15 protein-coding genes are annotated in these 14,751 nt (G+C 69.9%); 7 read left to right on the forward strand and 8 right to left on the reverse strand.

Going from position 1 to position 14,751, the window contains the following annotated elements; genetic code table 11:
• The first annotated feature begins 37 nt into the window (after nucleotides 1-37).
• Nucleotides 38-643, forward strand: a complete 606-nt coding sequence (locus ABZX37_RS00765; RefSeq protein ID WP_354734878.1) for a TetR family transcriptional regulator — start codon at nucleotides 38-40, stop codon at nucleotides 641-643.
• On the opposite strand, the gene dmpG is transcribed toward ABZX37_RS00765, so the two are convergent.
• Entirely contained in the window at nucleotides 637-1,662 is a 1,026-nt protein-coding gene (gene dmpG / locus ABZX37_RS00770) for a 4-hydroxy-2-oxovalerate aldolase (RefSeq protein WP_354734879.1), read from the reverse strand. The genes ABZX37_RS00765 and dmpG overlap by 7 nt on opposite strands.
• Nucleotides 1,659-2,561 (reverse strand): acetaldehyde dehydrogenase (acetylating), encoded by a 903-nt coding sequence (locus ABZX37_RS00775; RefSeq protein ID WP_354734880.1) that lies wholly within the window; start codon nucleotides 2,559-2,561, stop codon nucleotides 1,659-1,661. Before ABZX37_RS00775 ends, dmpG begins: the two co-directional genes overlap by 4 nt.
• Nucleotides 2,562-2,600: 39 nt before the next feature.
• Here ABZX37_RS00775 and ABZX37_RS00780 point away from each other — a divergent pair, with 39 nt between their 5' ends.
• Nucleotides 2,601-3,356 carry an IclR family transcriptional regulator gene (locus tag ABZX37_RS00780; protein WP_354734881.1) on the forward strand — a complete coding sequence of 252 codons (756 nt, stop codon included), beginning with the start codon at nucleotides 2,601-2,603 and terminating at the stop codon, nucleotides 3,354-3,356.
• On the opposite strand, the gene ABZX37_RS00785 is transcribed toward ABZX37_RS00780, so the two are convergent.
• Nucleotides 3,357-3,929 (reverse strand): TetR/AcrR family transcriptional regulator, encoded by a 573-nt coding sequence (locus ABZX37_RS00785; protein WP_354734882.1) that lies wholly within the window; start codon nucleotides 3,927-3,929, stop codon nucleotides 3,357-3,359.
• A gap of 53 nt (nucleotides 3,930-3,982) precedes the next feature.
• On the opposite strand from ABZX37_RS00785, the gene ABZX37_RS00790 reads away from it, so the two are divergent.
• Together ABZX37_RS00790 and ABZX37_RS00795 are read left to right on the forward strand one after the other, a co-directional pair.
• Nucleotides 3,983-5,200, forward strand: coding sequence for an amidohydrolase family protein (locus ABZX37_RS00790; protein WP_354734883.1), 1,218 nt, complete (start codon nucleotides 3,983-3,985; stop codon nucleotides 5,198-5,200).
• Nucleotides 5,197-6,051 (forward strand): alpha/beta hydrolase-fold protein, encoded by an 855-nt coding sequence (locus tag ABZX37_RS00795; protein WP_354734884.1) that lies wholly within the window; start codon nucleotides 5,197-5,199, stop codon nucleotides 6,049-6,051. The genes ABZX37_RS00790 and ABZX37_RS00795 overlap by 4 nt, the downstream gene beginning before the upstream one ends.
• A 1-nt stretch (nucleotide 6,052) precedes the next feature.
• Here the strand turns inward: ABZX37_RS00795 and ABZX37_RS00800 are convergent, their stop codons facing one another.
• Nucleotides 6,053-7,483: an amidase family protein gene (locus ABZX37_RS00800; protein WP_354734885.1), complete on the reverse strand. Its 1,431-nt coding sequence runs from the start codon at nucleotides 7,481-7,483 to the stop codon at nucleotides 6,053-6,055.
• Between the two features lie 153 nt (nucleotides 7,484-7,636).
• Between ABZX37_RS00800 and ABZX37_RS00805 the strand changes: the two genes are divergently transcribed.
• The 3 genes from ABZX37_RS00805 (at nucleotide 7,637) to ABZX37_RS00815 (ending at nucleotide 10,717) form a co-directional block, all read left to right on the forward strand.
• On the forward strand, nucleotides 7,637-8,587 hold the full coding sequence (locus tag ABZX37_RS00805) for a helix-turn-helix transcriptional regulator (RefSeq protein WP_354734886.1): 951 nt from the start codon (nucleotides 7,637-7,639) through the stop codon (nucleotides 8,585-8,587).
• A gap of 141 nt (nucleotides 8,588-8,728) precedes the next feature.
• Complete coding sequence (locus ABZX37_RS00810; RefSeq protein WP_354734887.1) at nucleotides 8,729-9,991, forward strand: alpha-hydroxy acid oxidase; 1,263 nt, start codon at nucleotides 8,729-8,731, stop codon at nucleotides 9,989-9,991.
• Between the two features lie 60 nt (nucleotides 9,992-10,051).
• Nucleotides 10,052-10,717, forward strand: a complete 666-nt coding sequence (locus tag ABZX37_RS00815; RefSeq protein ID WP_354734888.1) for a GntR family transcriptional regulator — start codon at nucleotides 10,052-10,054, stop codon at nucleotides 10,715-10,717.
• Nucleotides 10,718-10,723: 6 nt separating this feature from the next.
• On the opposite strand, the gene ABZX37_RS00820 is transcribed toward ABZX37_RS00815, so the two are convergent.
• Genes ABZX37_RS00820 through ABZX37_RS00835 form a run of 4 tightly spaced genes read right to left on the reverse strand, consistent with a single transcriptional unit; the run spans nucleotide 10,724 to nucleotide 14,376 of the window.
• Entirely contained in the window at nucleotides 10,724-11,878 is a 1,155-nt protein-coding gene (locus ABZX37_RS00820; RefSeq protein ID WP_354734889.1) for an LLM class flavin-dependent oxidoreductase, read from the reverse strand.
• Nucleotides 11,875-12,885 (reverse strand): ABC transporter substrate-binding protein, encoded by a 1,011-nt coding sequence (locus ABZX37_RS00825; RefSeq protein ID WP_354734890.1) that lies wholly within the window; start codon nucleotides 12,883-12,885, stop codon nucleotides 11,875-11,877. The genes ABZX37_RS00820 and ABZX37_RS00825 overlap by 4 nt, the downstream gene beginning before the upstream one ends.
• Nucleotides 12,872-13,576 carry an ABC transporter ATP-binding protein gene (locus ABZX37_RS00830; RefSeq protein WP_354734891.1) on the reverse strand — a complete coding sequence of 235 codons (705 nt, stop codon included), beginning with the start codon at nucleotides 13,574-13,576 and terminating at the stop codon, nucleotides 12,872-12,874. Before ABZX37_RS00830 ends, ABZX37_RS00825 begins: the two co-directional genes overlap by 14 nt.
• A complete protein-coding gene (locus ABZX37_RS00835; protein ID WP_354734892.1) occupies nucleotides 13,561-14,376 on the reverse strand; it encodes an ABC transporter permease in 816 nt (271 codons plus the stop codon). The genes ABZX37_RS00830 and ABZX37_RS00835 overlap by 16 nt, the downstream gene beginning before the upstream one ends.
• Nucleotides 14,377-14,751: the final 375 nt, after the last annotated feature.

A 14,751-nucleotide genomic window follows, 5' to 3' on the forward strand; every position in this document is an offset into this window, starting at 1 on the left:
TGACAACATCTGTGGTCAACTCGGGACGGGAGCGGGTATGCCGGGCCGCACGTGGGCGGGCACGACGCTGGACGACCGCAAGGCCCAGCGTCGCGCGCAGCTGCTGGCCGCCGGGCTCGACCTGCTCGGCAGCCACGGCAGCGCGGCGGTGAGCGTCCGCGCGGTGTGCCGGTCCGCGAAGCTGACCGAGCGGTACTTCTACGAAAGCTTCGCCGACCGGGAAAGCCTGGTCGCCGCTGTTTACGAGGACGTCGGGGACCAAGCCCGGCAAGCGCTCGCCGACGCCGTTTCCGGCGAAGCCGATCCGGGCCGCCGTGCCGGACGCGCGGTCACGGCGTTCGTGGAACTCGTGCTGGACGACCCGCGCAAGGGCCGGGTGCTGCTGCTCGCGCCGCTGACCGATCCCGCGCTGACCAGCCGCGGCCTGCACCTCCTCCCGGCGTTCGCCACGCTCGTCGGCGAACAGCTGTCGCACGGCGACGAAACCGGCCGCCAGCTCGTGGCGATCGGTCTCGTCGGCGCGCTCAGCAACGTGTTCATCGCTTACCTCGACGGCACGCTGAAGGTGAGCCGCGAGCGTCTCGTCGAGCACTGCGTGAAGCTCGTGCTCGGCGCGGACGCTTTCGACTCGGGGACTCACTGAGCGGCTGCCCGCTCGTCGCGCAGCCGCAGCGCGATGTCGATGATCATGTCCTCCTGGCCGCCGACGTAGCGTTCTTCGCCGACCTTGTACAGGATTTCGTGCGCCGGGACGCCGTAGCGCTCGGCCGCGCGTTCGGCGTGCAGCAGGAAGCTGGAGTACACGCCGGCGTAGCCCTGGATGATCGACGACCGGTCCATCACCGGCAGCCGGGTCAGGTACTTCTTCACGACGTTCTCCGCGGCTTCCATCAGAACGTCTTTGTCCACCCCGGTTTTGATGCCGAGCCGCTCGAACGTGGCCGCCAGGACCTCCGTCGGCGAGTTGCCCGCACCCGCGCCGAGCGCGGCGAGCGAACCGTCGATCTGCCGGGCCCCCGCACGATAAGCGAGCACCGAGTTGGCGACGCCGAAGCTCAGGTTCTGGTGCCCGTGGTACCCGACCTGGGCATCGTCGCCGAGTTCCGCCACGAGCGCGGCGACGCGTTCGGAGGCGTCGTCCAGGATCAGCGCGCCCGCGGAGTCCACGACGTACACGCACTGACAGCCCGCGTCGACCATGATCCGGGCCTGCTTCGCCAGGTCGTCGGGCGTCGACATGTGCGACAGCATCAGGAATCCGACGGTCTCGAGACCGAGATCGCGGGCCGCGCCGAAGTGCTGGATGGACACGTCGGCCTCGGTGCAGTGGGTCGCGATCCGCACCGCGCCCGCGCCGAGATCGGCCGCCGCGCGCAGGTCGGTGACCGTGCCGAGACCGGGCAGCAGGAGCACGGCGATCTTCGCCTGCTTCGCCTCGTCGACCGCGGCGGCGATGAGCTTTCGCTCGTCCACCAAGGAAAAGCCGTAGTTGAAGGTGGAGCCGCCGAGGCCGTCGCCGTGGGTCACCTCGATCAGCGAGACGCCCGCGTCGTCGAGCGCGCGGACGGTGTCGCGGACCTGCTTTTCGGTGAACTGGTGCGCCATGGCGTGGCTGCCGTCGCGCAGAGTGGTGTCGACCAGCCGGACGTCGGTGTTGTTCACGCGGCCACCTCCTGAGCGGCGAAGAGATCGCCGACGCGCGCGGCGGCGGCGGTCATGATGTCGAGGTTGCCCGCGTACTTGGGCAGGTAGTCGCCGTTGCCCGCGACCTCGAGGAAGACGCCCACGCGGGCCTTGCCGCTCCAGTCCGGCCGCGGCGGGTCGAACTGCGGGTCGGCCTTGAGCGTGTAGCCCGGCACGTACTGCTGGACGTCTTTCACCATGCGGTGCACGGATTCGCTGATCGCGTCGAAGTCGGCGTCCGGGTCGACCGCGCAGAACACCGTGTCGCGCATGATCATCGGCGGGTCCATCGGGTTGATGATGATGATCGCGCGGCCCTTGTCCGCGCCGCCGACCTTCTCGATCGCGTGCGACGTGGTCTCGGTGAACTCGTCGATGTTCGCGCGCGTGCCGGGTCCCGCCGACCGCGAGGACACCGACGCGACGATCTCCGCGTACGACACCGGCGTCACCCGCGAAACCGCGTGCACGATCGGGATGGTCGCCTGGCCGCCGCAGGTGATCATGTTGACGTTGCGGTCGGTCAGCTGGTCGGGCGGGTTCACCGCCGGGCACGTGAGCGGGCCGATCGCGGCGGGCGTCAGGTCGATCGCGCGGATGCCGGCCTCGGCGTACCGCGGCGCGTTCGCTTTGTGGGCCTTCGCCGACGTCGACTCGAACACCAGCTCCGGCAGTTCCGCGCGCGACAGCAGCCAGCCGACGCCCTCGGCGGACGTCTCGAGCCCGAGCTTCGCGGCGCGGGCGAGCCCGTCCGACGCCGGGTCGACGCCCACCATGTAGCGCACTTCCACGTGCTCGCTGCGCTGGAGTTTTGCCAGCAAATCCGTACCGATGTTGCCCGGGCCGACGATCGCGGCCGTCACCTTGCGTTCCGCCATGCCGCCACGGTGCTCGCCGGGATGGGGCACACTCAACCCATGCGTACCACTGGACGGAACGGCGACGGGCTCGTGACCGCGCGCGTCGCCGCCGTGCTGGAAGCCTTCCGCCCCGGCGACGACGCGCTGGGCGTCTCCGAACTGGCCCGCCGGACCAGCCTCGCGAAGACGACCGTGCACCGGCTGGCCGGGCATCTGGCCGACACCGGCCTGCTGGAACGCGAGGGCACCTCGGTCCGGCTCGGGCTGCGGCTGTTCGAGATCGGCCAGCTCGCGGTGCGCCGCCGCGGTCTGGTGGAAGCGGCTCGGCCGTACCTGGCGGATCTGCGGGAGGCCACGCGGAACACGGTGCATCTCGCGGTACTGGAAGGCACCGAGGTGGTCTACCTCGATGTGCTGCGCGGGCCGGACGCGCCGGATCTGCCTTCGCGGACCGGCGGACGGTTTCCCGCGCACGCGACTGGCGTCGGGAAGGCGATTCTGTCCTGCTCCCCCGACGACGTCGTGACCCGGGTGATCGATGCCGGACTCCCCCGGGTCAGCCCTCGAACGATCACCGCGCCCGGGCTGCTGCGGCGGCAGCTGGCGCGGATTCGCGAAGAAGGAATTGCTTTCGAGCGCGAGGAATCCGGGGTGGGCGTGGTGTGCGCGGCGAGCCCGCTCGTCGACGCGAACGGGCTCGCCGTGGCCGCGGTGTCGATCTCCGGATGGGCGACCCGGATGCGGACCGAACGGGTCGCGCCCGCGGTCCGGACGGTGGCGCTGGCGTTGTCCCGGACCGTCTCCGAAACCTGATCAGGACTTCCCGTTGCCCAGGCGCAGGATCAGGGCAAGGGCCTCCTCCGAATAAGCCCCTGGAGTCAGGACTTCCTGCAAGAGCAGCCCGCGCATCGCGGCGACGGTGACAGCGGCCCTGGTCAGCGCCTCCTCGGCGGCGAGCCCTTCGCGTTCCGCGAGCGAGGCCAGCATCTTGGTCAGGTCATCGAGCGAATCGATGAACTCGCGGAAGTCTTCCGGCCGGTACGCGGCCAGCCCGGTGACGTGAAAGAACCCGCGAACCCGCGACAGCTGCTCCGGGCGCGTGTAGGTCCGCCAGATCGCCACGACGAGATCCTCGAATGTGCCCTGCCGGGCAGTCTTGAAAAGCTCCTCGTTGTCCCGGGACCGCTGCGCCCCGAGCATGGCCGCCAAGACGCCCGGGAGCGACCCGAAGTGGTAGCGCAGCAGGGCGTGGCTGGTCTCGGCCCTGGCGGCGACCTCGCGAAGCGACACCTCCGGCGACGGAAGTGTCCCGTCGAAGGCATCGAGAAGCCGGGCCAGGAGACGTTCGCGGGCGTCGCCTCTGCCTTCCGTGCTTGACAGGCTCACTCGCACAGTTTATCCATTGGAAAAGAACGCGGCAACGGCGGAGGGAACGGCTCGTGGGACGTTTTCAGATAGTCGGCGCAACAGTCCTCGACGGATCGGGTCGTGATCCCGAGGACGTCGCCGTCGCCGTCGAGGACGGGCTGATCACCGAGCCCGGCGGCTCCGGCGAACGCCTCGACGCCACCGGGCTGACCATGACGCCCGGCCTGATCGACGCCCACGTTCACCTGGGCCTGTCGAGCCCGATCCAGCCGCAGTTCTCGTTCCAGCTCAGCGCCGCCGAGATCGCGGCGGACATCTTCGCCACCGCCGGCGCCACCCTCGACGCGGGCTTCACGACCGTCCGCGACACGGGCGGGATCGACGGCGGCGTCGTCACCACGATCGCCAAGGGCAAGGTCCGGGGTCCGCGCGTGCTGTCGTGCGGACCGGTCCAGTGCCAGACCGGCGGGCACGGCTACTACGGAGCCGAATGGGAGCCCACCGAGCTGTGGAGCGGCCATCACATCCCCGGTCTGGCCGCCCTGTCGATGATGTCGGGCAACGCGGACGAGCTGCGCGGCAACGTGCGCGAGGCCTTCCGTCGCGGGGCATCCTTCCTGAAGCTCTGCGTGACCGGCGGCGTGGTCAGCGCGCACGACAAGCTGACCGACACCCAGTTCACCGTGGAAGAAATCGCCGTCGCCGTCCAGGAAGCCGCGGCCCGGGGCACTTACGTCACGGTGCACGCCCACAACAACGAAGGCATCCGGAACGCGGTCGAGGCCGGGGTGCGCTGCGTCGAGCACGGCACCGACATCGACGAGTCCACGGCCGCCCTGATGGCCGCCCACGACGTTGCCCTGGTGCCCACTTTCGCCGTCGTCGAGCACCTGCTGCGCGACACCGCCGAAACCGGTCTCGGCGAGTCGATCCGCGATCGGGCGCTGGGTGTTCGCGAGCGGATGGCCGGGGCGCTCGCCGCCGCCAAGGAAGCCGAGGTGCGGATCGGGCTCGGATCTGATCTCATCGGTCCGGCTCAGGACCGCCGAGGGGAAGAGCTCACGTTGCGCGCAGACCTGGAAACGCCGATGGAAGCTCTCGTCGCGGCCACGAAGACCAATGCCGAGATCCTGGGCCTGTCCGGCGAGGCGGGGGTCATCGCGCCCGGCCTGCAGGCAGATCTCGTGTTGTGGAACGGAAACCCGCTCGAAAATCCGAAGCTGTTCGCCGACCCCGCGAACGCCGTTGTCGTCGTCCAAGCCGGACGCGTCGTAAAGGACCTCCGATGAGCACTCTGTGGCAAGGCTGCCTCGCCGACACCGACTACTTCGAAATGCGTTCCCGCAGCGGGCACACCTACGGCATCTGGGTCACCACGCCGCCGGGCTACGACCACACCAAGACGCGGGTGCCGGTCGTGTACGTGCTCGACGGCAACTGGGCCGTCGGCATGACGGCTCCGCTCATCGTCACCCAGGCGGATCCGATGCAGCAGATCCAGCCTTATCTCCAGGTCAGCGTCGGCTACGCGGGCGAGGAGGCGCAGGACTGGACGCGGCTGCGCAACCGGGATCTCGTTCCGCCCGGCGAACCCATCGCCCCGGAGTTCGTCGACGCCGTGGAGATGGGAGTCCAAACGTGCAGGATGACCCGCGAGGAAGCCGACGCCTACCTCGCCGAACTGCGCGACAGCCGCGCCGACGCGTTCCTGGCCTTCCTCGCCGACGAACTGCACCCGCGGATCGAACGCGCCTACCACGCCGCCCCGAGCGGCCACGGCCTCTTCGGCTATTCCTACGGCGGGCTCTTCAGCCTCTACGCCTGGCTCAGCGGCTGCCCGCTCTTCGAAAGCATCGGAGCGGGCAGCCCTGGCGTCATCGGCGAGGACAGTCAGGTTTTCGCCCAGCTTGCCGAGCTCGGCGACAGTTTGCCTGCCGCCAAGCTGCACGTGACGGTCAACGACCAGGAGCTGTTCGGAGACCTCGCCGTGTACCAAAGCCTCGCGAAGCACACGGCGACCTTCCTGCACCGCCTCAAGGCTCGCGGCGGAAACGTCACCACCGCGGTCCTGCGCGAAACGCACGTGACTGGCCTGCAGTCCTCGTTCCTCAGCTACCTCCGGACCTGCCGGGCCCAGTGAGTCACCCGGCGGCGTGCACCGCGGGCCGCCGGTCCGCCCACGGCATCGCCTCTTCCAGGAACGCCGCGACCCGCAGCAGCAGCGATTCCGAACAGACCGGACCGCCCAGCTGGACGCCGATCGGCAGCCCCTGCGAGGACTGCCCGAGCGGAAGGCTGATCGCGGGCGCGCCGGTCTGGTTGAACAACGGCGTGAACGTGCAGGCGTCGAACAGCTGCCTGGTCCAGTCTGCCGCAGCCAGATCGGCGTTCGCGTCGAGGCGGCCCAGCGGCAGCGCCGGGGTGTTCATCGTCGGGGTCAGCAGCAGGTCGTATCCGGTGAAGAACCGTCCTGCCGCACGGGAAACGACGTTCATCGCACCCAGCGCCGCCGTCAGTTCCATTCCGCTGACCGAGCGGCCGTACTCGACGCACGCCCAAGAGGTGCGTTCGAGGTTCTCCGGGCTGGCAGCGACCCCGGTCATTTCTTCGATCCCGGCGACCGCACCGGCCAGGAATCCGCACCACAGCACGTGATTCGCATGCAGGAACGGCTCCCACTCGAAGACCGGCGTCGCGCGTTCGACGTGGTGGCCCGCTGCTTCGAGCACCTCAGCGGCTGCCTCGACGGCGCGCGCCACCTCCGGGTCGACGTAGCTGCCCGCCCAGGATTCGGTGTGCACCGCGATCCTGAGCCGACCCAGATCGGAGCCGACTTCGTCCAGCCACGGGCGCGCGGGCGGTGCCAGAACGTACGGGTCGCCCGGATAGCTCACCGCCACCTCGTCGAGCAGCGCCGCGGTGTCGCGGACGGTCCGGGAGACCGCGAGTTCGACGCCCATTCCGTAGAGCGGATCGGCGAAATCCGGCCCGGCGGGCACCCGGCCGCGCGACGGTTTCAGCCCGACCAGGCCGTTGCAGGCGGCGGGCACGCGGATCGACCCGCCGCCGTCGTTGGCGTGCGCGATCGGGAGCGCCCCGGCCGCGACGAGCGCCGCCGAACCGCCGCTGGATCCGCCGGCGCTGTGCCCGGTGTTCCACGGATTGCGCGTCGAACCGTAGGCCAGCGCTTCGGAGTTGCCGTTGAATCCCAGCTCCGGAGTGGTCGTGACGGCCAGCGTCGCCAGGCCCGCCGCGCGGAACCGCTCCATCAGGTGCGTGTCCTCCGACGGCACGACGCCCTTGCCGAGCAGCCGCGTGCCCATCCGGGTCGGCACTCCGGCGGCGTGCAGGACGAGATCCTTGATCGCGAAGGGAACCCCGGCGAACCGGCCGTCCGGCGAGTAGTCGAGCGGACGCTCGAACGGGCCGTCGGCGACCGCGTTCAGCTCCGGGTTCACCTTGCCGACGGCCTCGACCGCCAGCGCGGCGACCTCCTCGGCAGTCACCTCGCCGGAGGCGATGACCGCGGCGAGCGCGGTGGCGTCGAAGGCGGCGTATTCGTCGAGGTTCATCGAGTCTCCTTCAGCCGGGATCCGGAACGCTACGAGCGGGCGTTGGTCGTCGCATCGGCTTAAAAGCCGTTCCGCCCGCGCCTCGGATGTGCGCCCCGTTGACATTCCGGACGGCGGGCGTTCATGCTCCGTCCGGCAGCGGAGGTTCGGAACATGGCCGCGGATGTGCAGTGGTGGGCTCGGCTCGCGCGGGAAGTGCGCGCGGCGGGGCGCGGCGAACTGCCCGTCGAAACTCCGTTCCGCGCGGTGCGGGACAAACTCGGTTTCGCCTGCGTCGCGTTGGTGAGCGGCAGCAAACAGCGCACCGCGACGGTCAACCTCGGCTACCCGGCGGACATGCTCGGCTACCTGACCACGACCTACCGGTGGAAATGCCCGATCCACTCGCGCGCGGCCCGATTGGGTCTGCCGCTGCGTTTCGTTGACATCCCGGAGGTCCACGAGACAAGGACGTACCGGGAAGGCATTCAGCCCTACGGTTTCCGCGAGGGCGTCACGCTGCCGCTCGCGCCGGGCACTGGTCCGGAGCGGAGTTTCGTAGCGCTGAGTTCGACGCACGACCGCCCGCTGGACGACGGATCCGTCCTCGCGCTCACGATGTTGTCGCACGATTTCGCCGCGCTGGCCGACCCCGGCGCCGAACCGGGCGAGTCCGCGGCCGACGTCGTACTGCTCGTCTCGCGGAATCAGATCGAAGTGCGCGCTGCCGCCGTGGATCAGCTGCCGCTCAGCGAGCGCGAGTTCCGGCTCGCCGCGCAGTGTGTGCTGACCGAGCGGACCGGATTCCGCCACCGGGACGCGGACGGTGTCTGGTGGCGAGTGCTGGCGCGGGTGCGTCGGCCGGACGGCGTGCTGCTGCGGATCTCCCGCGTGCCCGAGCCCGAGCCGTTGACCGGCCGGGAGCTGGACGTGGTCGGGCTGGTCGCGCGCGGATGGTCGAACGAGCGGATCTCGACGGGGCTCGGGATCGCGATCCGGACGGTGCGCAGCCACGTCGAGTCGTCGCTGGTGAAGCTCGACTGTCCGAACCGGACCGCACTGGCCCGGCACGCGCTCGAGCACGATCTGGACACTCTCGGCGCGCTGGAGGCCGCGCACCGCTGAGCAGATTGTGTCACAATCCTTGCGATCATGACGGGACCGTGCTTGACTCGCCGTGCCCACAAGTTCCGGAAATGGCGGCGCAGCAAGTCTTTTTCGTCTCGCACATTGTGTACCGATCTCTCGGCGGCCAGGAGGCAGCGGATGACCACGTTCGAACCCGAGCACCTGCCCCGGCGGCCGATCAAGCGGCGGCTGCCCCGGCCGTCGGAGATCCGCCCGCTGCTCAAGTTCCGGCAGCCGAGGTTCGACGTCCGCGAGCGCCGCCTCGCCGCCGCGCACACCATCGACGACCTGCGCACGATCGCGCGCCGCCGCACTCCCCGGCCGGTTTTCGACTACGTCGACGGCGCGGCGGAGCAGGAGATCAGCATCGGCCGGGCGCGGCGGGCCTTCGAGAACGTCGAGTTGCATCCGCGCGTGCTGCAGGACGTCACCGAGGTAGACGCGTCGACGTCCGTCCTCGGTGGACAGTCGGCTCTGCCGCTCGTGCTCGCGCCCACCGGTTTCACGCGCATGATGCACCACGAGGGCGAGATCGCCGTCGCCCGCGCGGCCGCTCGCGCCGGAATCCCTTACGTGCTCTCGACGATGGGCACCACCGATCTCGAAGACGTCCGGGCGTGCGCGCCGTCCGCGCGGCAGTGGTTCCAGCTCTACCTCTGGAAAGACCGCGCCGCGAGCGAAGCGCTGATCGACCGCGCGGCGCGGGCCGGGTACGAAGCGCTCGTCCTGACCGTCGACACCCCGATCGGCGGGGCGCGGATGCGCGACGTCCGCAATGGACTGACCATCCCGCCCACGCTGACCGTCCGCACGCTCGCCGGGATCGCCGTGCGGCCGTCCTGGTGGATGAACCTGCTGACGACAGAACCGCTGCGGTTCGCCGCGCTCAGCAACTTCGACGGCACGGTCGAAGAGCTGATCGGCACGATGTTCGACCCGTCCCTGACCGTCGAAGACCTGCGGTGGCTGCGCGAATTGTGGCCGGGAAAGCTGATCGTCAAGGGAATCCAGAGCGTCGCGGACGCCAAGGAGATGGCCGGTTCCGGCGTCGACGCGCTCGTGCTCTCGAACCACGGCGGCCGCCAGCTCGACCGCGCGCCGACCCCGCTGGAGCTGCTGCCGCGCGTCGTCGATGCGGTCGGGGACGACTGCGAGATCATCCTCGACACCGGCGTCCGGACCGGTGCCGACCTGGTCGCCGCGCGGGCACTGGGCGCGTCGGCGGCGATGGTGGGCCGGGCTTACCTGTACGGCCTGATGGCGGCGGGCGAGCAAGGCGTCGAGCGCGCGATCGAGATCCTCCGCGCGGAGTACACGCGAACGCTGCGGCTTCTCGGCGTCGTGCGCACCGACGAGATCCGCTCGGAACACGCCTCCCTTCGCCTGCCCGCCCGGATTTGACGGTGGGCTCGGCTAAGATCGGCAGTGGCTGTGGGAAGTTCTGCTGAAACGAGTGGCGAAGTGCGCGATCAGGCGAGCAGTACGCCAGGCGGCATCGCGCAAGCCCTCCGCGACGACCTCCTGGACGGCGTCCTCGAACCCGGGACGCGGCTCACCGAGGAATCGCTGAGCGCGAGGTTCGGCGCCGGACGGCATTCGGTGCGGTCCGGGCTGCAGACGCTGGTGTCCGAGGGGCTTCTCGAACACCAGCGCAACAAGGGAATCGTCGTGCCCGCGGTGACCGCCGAACGCATCGACGCGATGTGCTCGTACCGGTCGATCCTGGAACTGGGCGCGCTGCGCCTGGCGCTCCTCCAGAACGCGAACTTCGACGCCGTCGACGAGGCCGTGCGGCACCTCGAATCGATGACCGCCGAAACGCCGTGGCGGCACGTGATCGAGGCGCACAGCGCGGTGCACGCGGAAATCGTGGCGGCCAGCGGAAACCCTCGTGTGGTCGCCGCGCACCGGGCCTGCGCGAACGAACTGAACTGCATGCTCGCGACCATCCGGGCCGAGTCCTCGGCGGAGCACCTGGCGGCGACGCACCGGCATCTCGTCGGCCAGCTCCGCGTCGGCGGCGAGCCGGCGCTGAAGGCGCTCGATGACGACCTCGAACTCGGCGGCCGCGCGATGATGCACCTCGCATTGCGCCGCCGGAGCGAGGTCCCCCACCTGCTCTCGTGACCATCCCTACTGCGCAGCCACCGCCCTCTCCCCCGGCACCGCCCGCAACACCGGAACCTCGTCCAGCAATCCACGCCGCCCCAGCTCCGGCCGCACTCCCTCGCCGAACCAGTACGCCTCCTCCAAATGCGGATACCCGGACAGCACGAACTCCGACACCCCGGCGTCGTGGTACTCCTCGATCAAATCCGCGATCTCCGCGTAACTGCCCACGAGCGCAGTCCCCGCCCCGCCGCGAACCAACCCGATCCCCGCCCACAGATGCGGATGGATCTCCAAATCCCGCGCAGTCGTCCCCGCCTTGCCACCGTGCAGCGCGACCATCCGCTGCTGCCCCACCGACTCGCTCGCCGCCAGCTGCGCCTGCGCCTTCGCGATCTGCTCCGGATTCAACGCGTCGAGCAGCTTCTGCGCCTCCGCCCAAGCCTCGGCCGAGGTGTCGCGCGCGATCGTGTGCAGCCGGACACCGAACCGCACCGTGCGTCCCTCCTGTTCCGCCAGCTCCCGCACTTTGCCGATCTTCTCCGCGACCTGCGCGGGCGGCTCGCCCCAGGTCAGGTACACATCGGCGTGCCTCGCGGCGACCGGGAGCGCCGCCGCCGAGGACCCGCCGAAGTACAGTGGCGGCACCGGATCCGGAGCGGCGAGCGTCGTGGCCCCTTCGACGCGCAGGTGGTCGCCAGCGAAGTCGAACGGCTTGCCCGACCACACGCCGCGCACGATCGACAGGAATTCGTCGGTCCGGGCGTAGCGGGCGTCGTGGTCGTGCCAGTCGCCGAAGCGGCGCTGTTCGATCGCGTCGCCGCCGGTCACGATGTTCAGCAGCACCCGGCCGCCGGACAGCCGCTGGAACGTGCCGGCCATCTGCGAGGCGAGCGTCGGCGAGATGACGCCCGGGCGGAACGCGACCAGGAACTTCAGCCGGTTCGTCTCGCGGATCAGCGCGGCGGTGGTCAGCCAGGCGTCCTCGCACCAGGTGCCGGTCGGCGTGAGCACGCCCTCGAACCCGAGCCGCTCGGCCGCGCGGGCGACCTGCGCGAGGTAGTCCAGATCCGCCGGCCGCTGTGCGCTCGGGCCCTGGGATTTGTTGGCGTGGAAGCGTTCCACGATCGTCCGGCCGTCCCCGGTGGTCGGCAGGAACCAGTGCAGTTTGACGCTCATCCGTTCCTCCTCGCGGCCTCGATGTCGGGCCCGTAACGGCGGTCGACGAACGCCGCGAAGTCGACCTTCCCGGGCAGCGTGCCCTCGTTCGTGAACGCGTCGGCGAGCTGCTGCTCGGACGCGACGACGGAATCGTCCAGCGGAATCGGCCGGTCCCGTCCGGCGGAAACGGCCTTCTTCGCCACCTCCGGCTTCAGCCCGGTTTCCGTCGCCCACGCGCGCGCCCATTCGTCCGGATGCGAATTGGCCCACAGCTGGGCCTTCACCACGCGCTGCACGAAATCCTTGATCGCCGAGTTCTTTCCGGGATCAGCGAGCGCGGTGGTGCTGGCGGTCTCGAAGGCGAGCCCGTTGGACGCGCCGCGACCGTCGGCGAGCACCCGGGCGTGCGCCTCGAGCTGGGCCTGCGCGGTGTACGGGTCCCAGATCGCCCACGCGTCGATCTGGTGCTGGGTGAACGCGGCGAACGCCTCGGACGGCTGCAGGAACGAGATCTTGATGTCCTTTGTGGACAAACCGGCCTTCTTCAAGGTATTCAGCAGCTGGCCGTGCGCCGAACTCCCCTTCGCGACGCCGACCGTCTTGCCCCGCAAAGACGCGACATCGGTCAGCGGCGAATCCGGCGGAACCAGAATGGTTTCCCGTTCCACATTGCTCTTCGCGACGCTCACCACGGAGATCTTCGCCTTCGACGCCGCCGCGAAAATCGGCGGCGTGTTGCCGACCCGGCCGACGTCGATCGCGCCCGCCGACGCCGCCTCCAGCAACGGCGGCCCGGAGGTAAAGGTCGACCATTCGACCCGATACGGCGTTCCGCTCAGCTGATTCGCCGCCGTGAGCAGGGATTTCACCCCGCCTTTCTGGTCGCCGACGCGAAGCGTCACGTTCTTCAGTTCGGCGGGCGACACCGCGGCGGGCACCGGCGCGCGACCGCCCGAAGCGGACGACGAGCAGGCGGCGAGCCCGGTCAGCAGCAGCGCCGCGGCCAGGACGTTACGCAGGTGCACCTTCGGTCACTCCCAGATCGGCCAGGACGCGGCTGCGCACCTCGGCGTGGTCGGCGGCCTTCCGCGGACGCGGCTGGCCGAGAACGTGTTCGGCGACGATGTGGCCTTCGCCCAGGACGAGGATCCGGTCGGCGAGCACGAGCGCTTCGTCGACGTCGTGGGTCACCAGCAGTACCGCGGGTTTATGCGTGCGCCACAGATCCTCGACAAGACGGTGCATCGCCAGCCGGGTCAACGCGTCGAGCGCGCCGAACGGCTCGTCCAGGAGCAGCAGATCCGGCTCGCGGACCAGGGCCCGCGCGAGCGAAACCCGTTGCGCCTCACCACCGGACAGGGTGAGCGGCCATTTGTCGGCGTGCTCCGACAGCTGCACTTCCGCCAGCGCTTTCTCCGCGACAGCACGGCCGTTGTCCTGATGCAGACCGAGCACGATGTTGCGCCAGACCTTGCGCCACGGCAGCAACCGGGGCTGCTGGAACGCGACAGATACCGTCCCGTCGACGCTGGCAGTGCCCTCGATCTCCCGATCCAGCCCGGCCAGCACCTTCAGCAGCGTCGACTTCCCGGACCCGCTTCGCCCGAGCAGCGCGACGAACTCGCCGCGGCCGATCTCCAGATTGAGTCTATTGAGGACAGTACGGTCGCCGAATTTCTTCGCGAGGTCACGGACCTCCACTACCGGGCTCGCCATCGCAGGGCCCTCCTTTCGAGCAGCCGGACGAGCGCGTCGGTGACGAGGCCCAGCACGGCGTAGACCACGAGCCCGACCACCACGACGTCGGTGCGCAGGAACTCGCGGGCATTGTTGATGAGGTAACCGATCCCGGCGTCCGCGTTGACCGTTTCGCCGACGATCAGCGCCAGCCACGCGACCCCGAGCGACTGCCGCAGCCCGACCAGCGCCTGCGGCAGCGCACCCGGCAGAACAACGTGCCACAACCTTTCGCCGCGGGTGAATCCCAGTGCCCGCGCCGCTTCCACGAGCTGCGGGTCGGCGGTGCGGATTCCCGAGTGGACATTCAGGTACAACGGGAACGCCACGCCCAGCGCCACCAGCACGATTTTGGTCTCTTCGCCGATCCCGAACCACAGGATGAACAACGGGATCAACCCGAGGAACGGCAAGGTGCGCAACATCTGCACCGGCGGGTCGACCAGCGCCTCGCCCCACCGGGACAACCCCGCGACGGCCCCGAGCAGGAGCCCGGCCAGCGCCCCGAGCGCGAACCCCGCGCCGACGCGGCCCAGCGAAACAACGAAGGCACTGCCGAGTTCGCCGCTGCGGGCGACGTCGACGCCGGCTTGCAGGACAGTCCACGGCGAACTGAGTTTGTCGGGCGGCAACGCGCCGGTCGAGCTGGCGATCTGCCACGCCGCGACCAGCACGACCGGGCTGATCCAGCGTCGCGGCGACGGCAACCGCCGCCGCGGCGCACGCTTCGGCGCGGCCGTTTCGGCGCGCGGCAGCACGCCCGTGGTGGAAATCGACACGGATTTCTCCCGGGTGGGGGTTTTCGTTTCAGGGAAAGGGATTCAGCGGCGGGGCAGACAGACCGCGCTCGCCTGCTGCCGGAGGTCGACGTGCAGGCGGCACACGAGGAGGACGCCGCGCTTCATGCCCCCGAGCTTCGATCCCCGGACGGGTGAAGTCAATGTCGCGCCGGACGGCTCTCACGCACTGGAACCCGCGCGCCGGTGTACGGGGTTTGTTCACCCGGCGGGTACGCGGATGCCCGGGATGCGGGACGGGTTTCCCGGGCTGTTGCCGAACATGGGACGGGGCGTGCCGCGCTGCGGAATGGCGTCCGCACAGGGGTTTCCCGGTCAGCTCCGCACATCCGGCGCGCTCAGTCCGAGATCCGGGCT

The sequence above is a fragment of the Amycolatopsis sp. NPDC004079 genome (assembly GCF_040610415.1).
In the GTDB taxonomy this organism is placed as follows: domain Bacteria; phylum Actinomycetota; class Actinomycetes; order Mycobacteriales; family Pseudonocardiaceae; genus Amycolatopsis; species Amycolatopsis halotolerans.

Bases quoted from the DNA above. Each gene is read 5' to 3' on its own strand.
- ABZX37_RS00765 (WP_354734878.1), top strand. From the start codon at position 38: ATGCCGGGCCGCACGTGGGCGGGCACGACGCTGGACGACCGCAAGGCC.
- ABZX37_RS00775 (WP_354734880.1), bottom strand. From the start codon at position 2,561: ATGGCGGAACGCAAGGTGACGGCCGCGATCGTCGGCCCGGGCAACATC.
- ABZX37_RS00780 (WP_354734881.1), top strand. From the start codon at position 2,601: ATGCGTACCACTGGACGGAACGGCGACGGGCTCGTGACCGCGCGCGTC.
- ABZX37_RS00795 (WP_354734884.1), top strand. From the start codon at position 5,197: ATGAGCACTCTGTGGCAAGGCTGCCTCGCCGACACCGACTACTTCGAA.
- ABZX37_RS00800 (WP_354734885.1), bottom strand. From the start codon at position 7,483: ATGAACCTCGACGAATACGCCGCCTTCGACGCCACCGCGCTCGCCGCG.
- ABZX37_RS00805 (WP_354734886.1), top strand. From the start codon at position 7,637: ATGGCCGCGGATGTGCAGTGGTGGGCTCGGCTCGCGCGGGAAGTGCGC.
- ABZX37_RS00810 (WP_354734887.1), top strand. From the start codon at position 8,729: ATGACCACGTTCGAACCCGAGCACCTGCCCCGGCGGCCGATCAAGCGG.
- ABZX37_RS00820 (WP_354734889.1), bottom strand. From the start codon at position 11,878: ATGAGCGTCAAACTGCACTGGTTCCTGCCGACCACCGGGGACGGCCGG.
- ABZX37_RS00830 (WP_354734891.1), bottom strand. From the start codon at position 13,576: ATGGCGAGCCCGGTAGTGGAGGTCCGTGACCTCGCGAAGAAATTCGGC.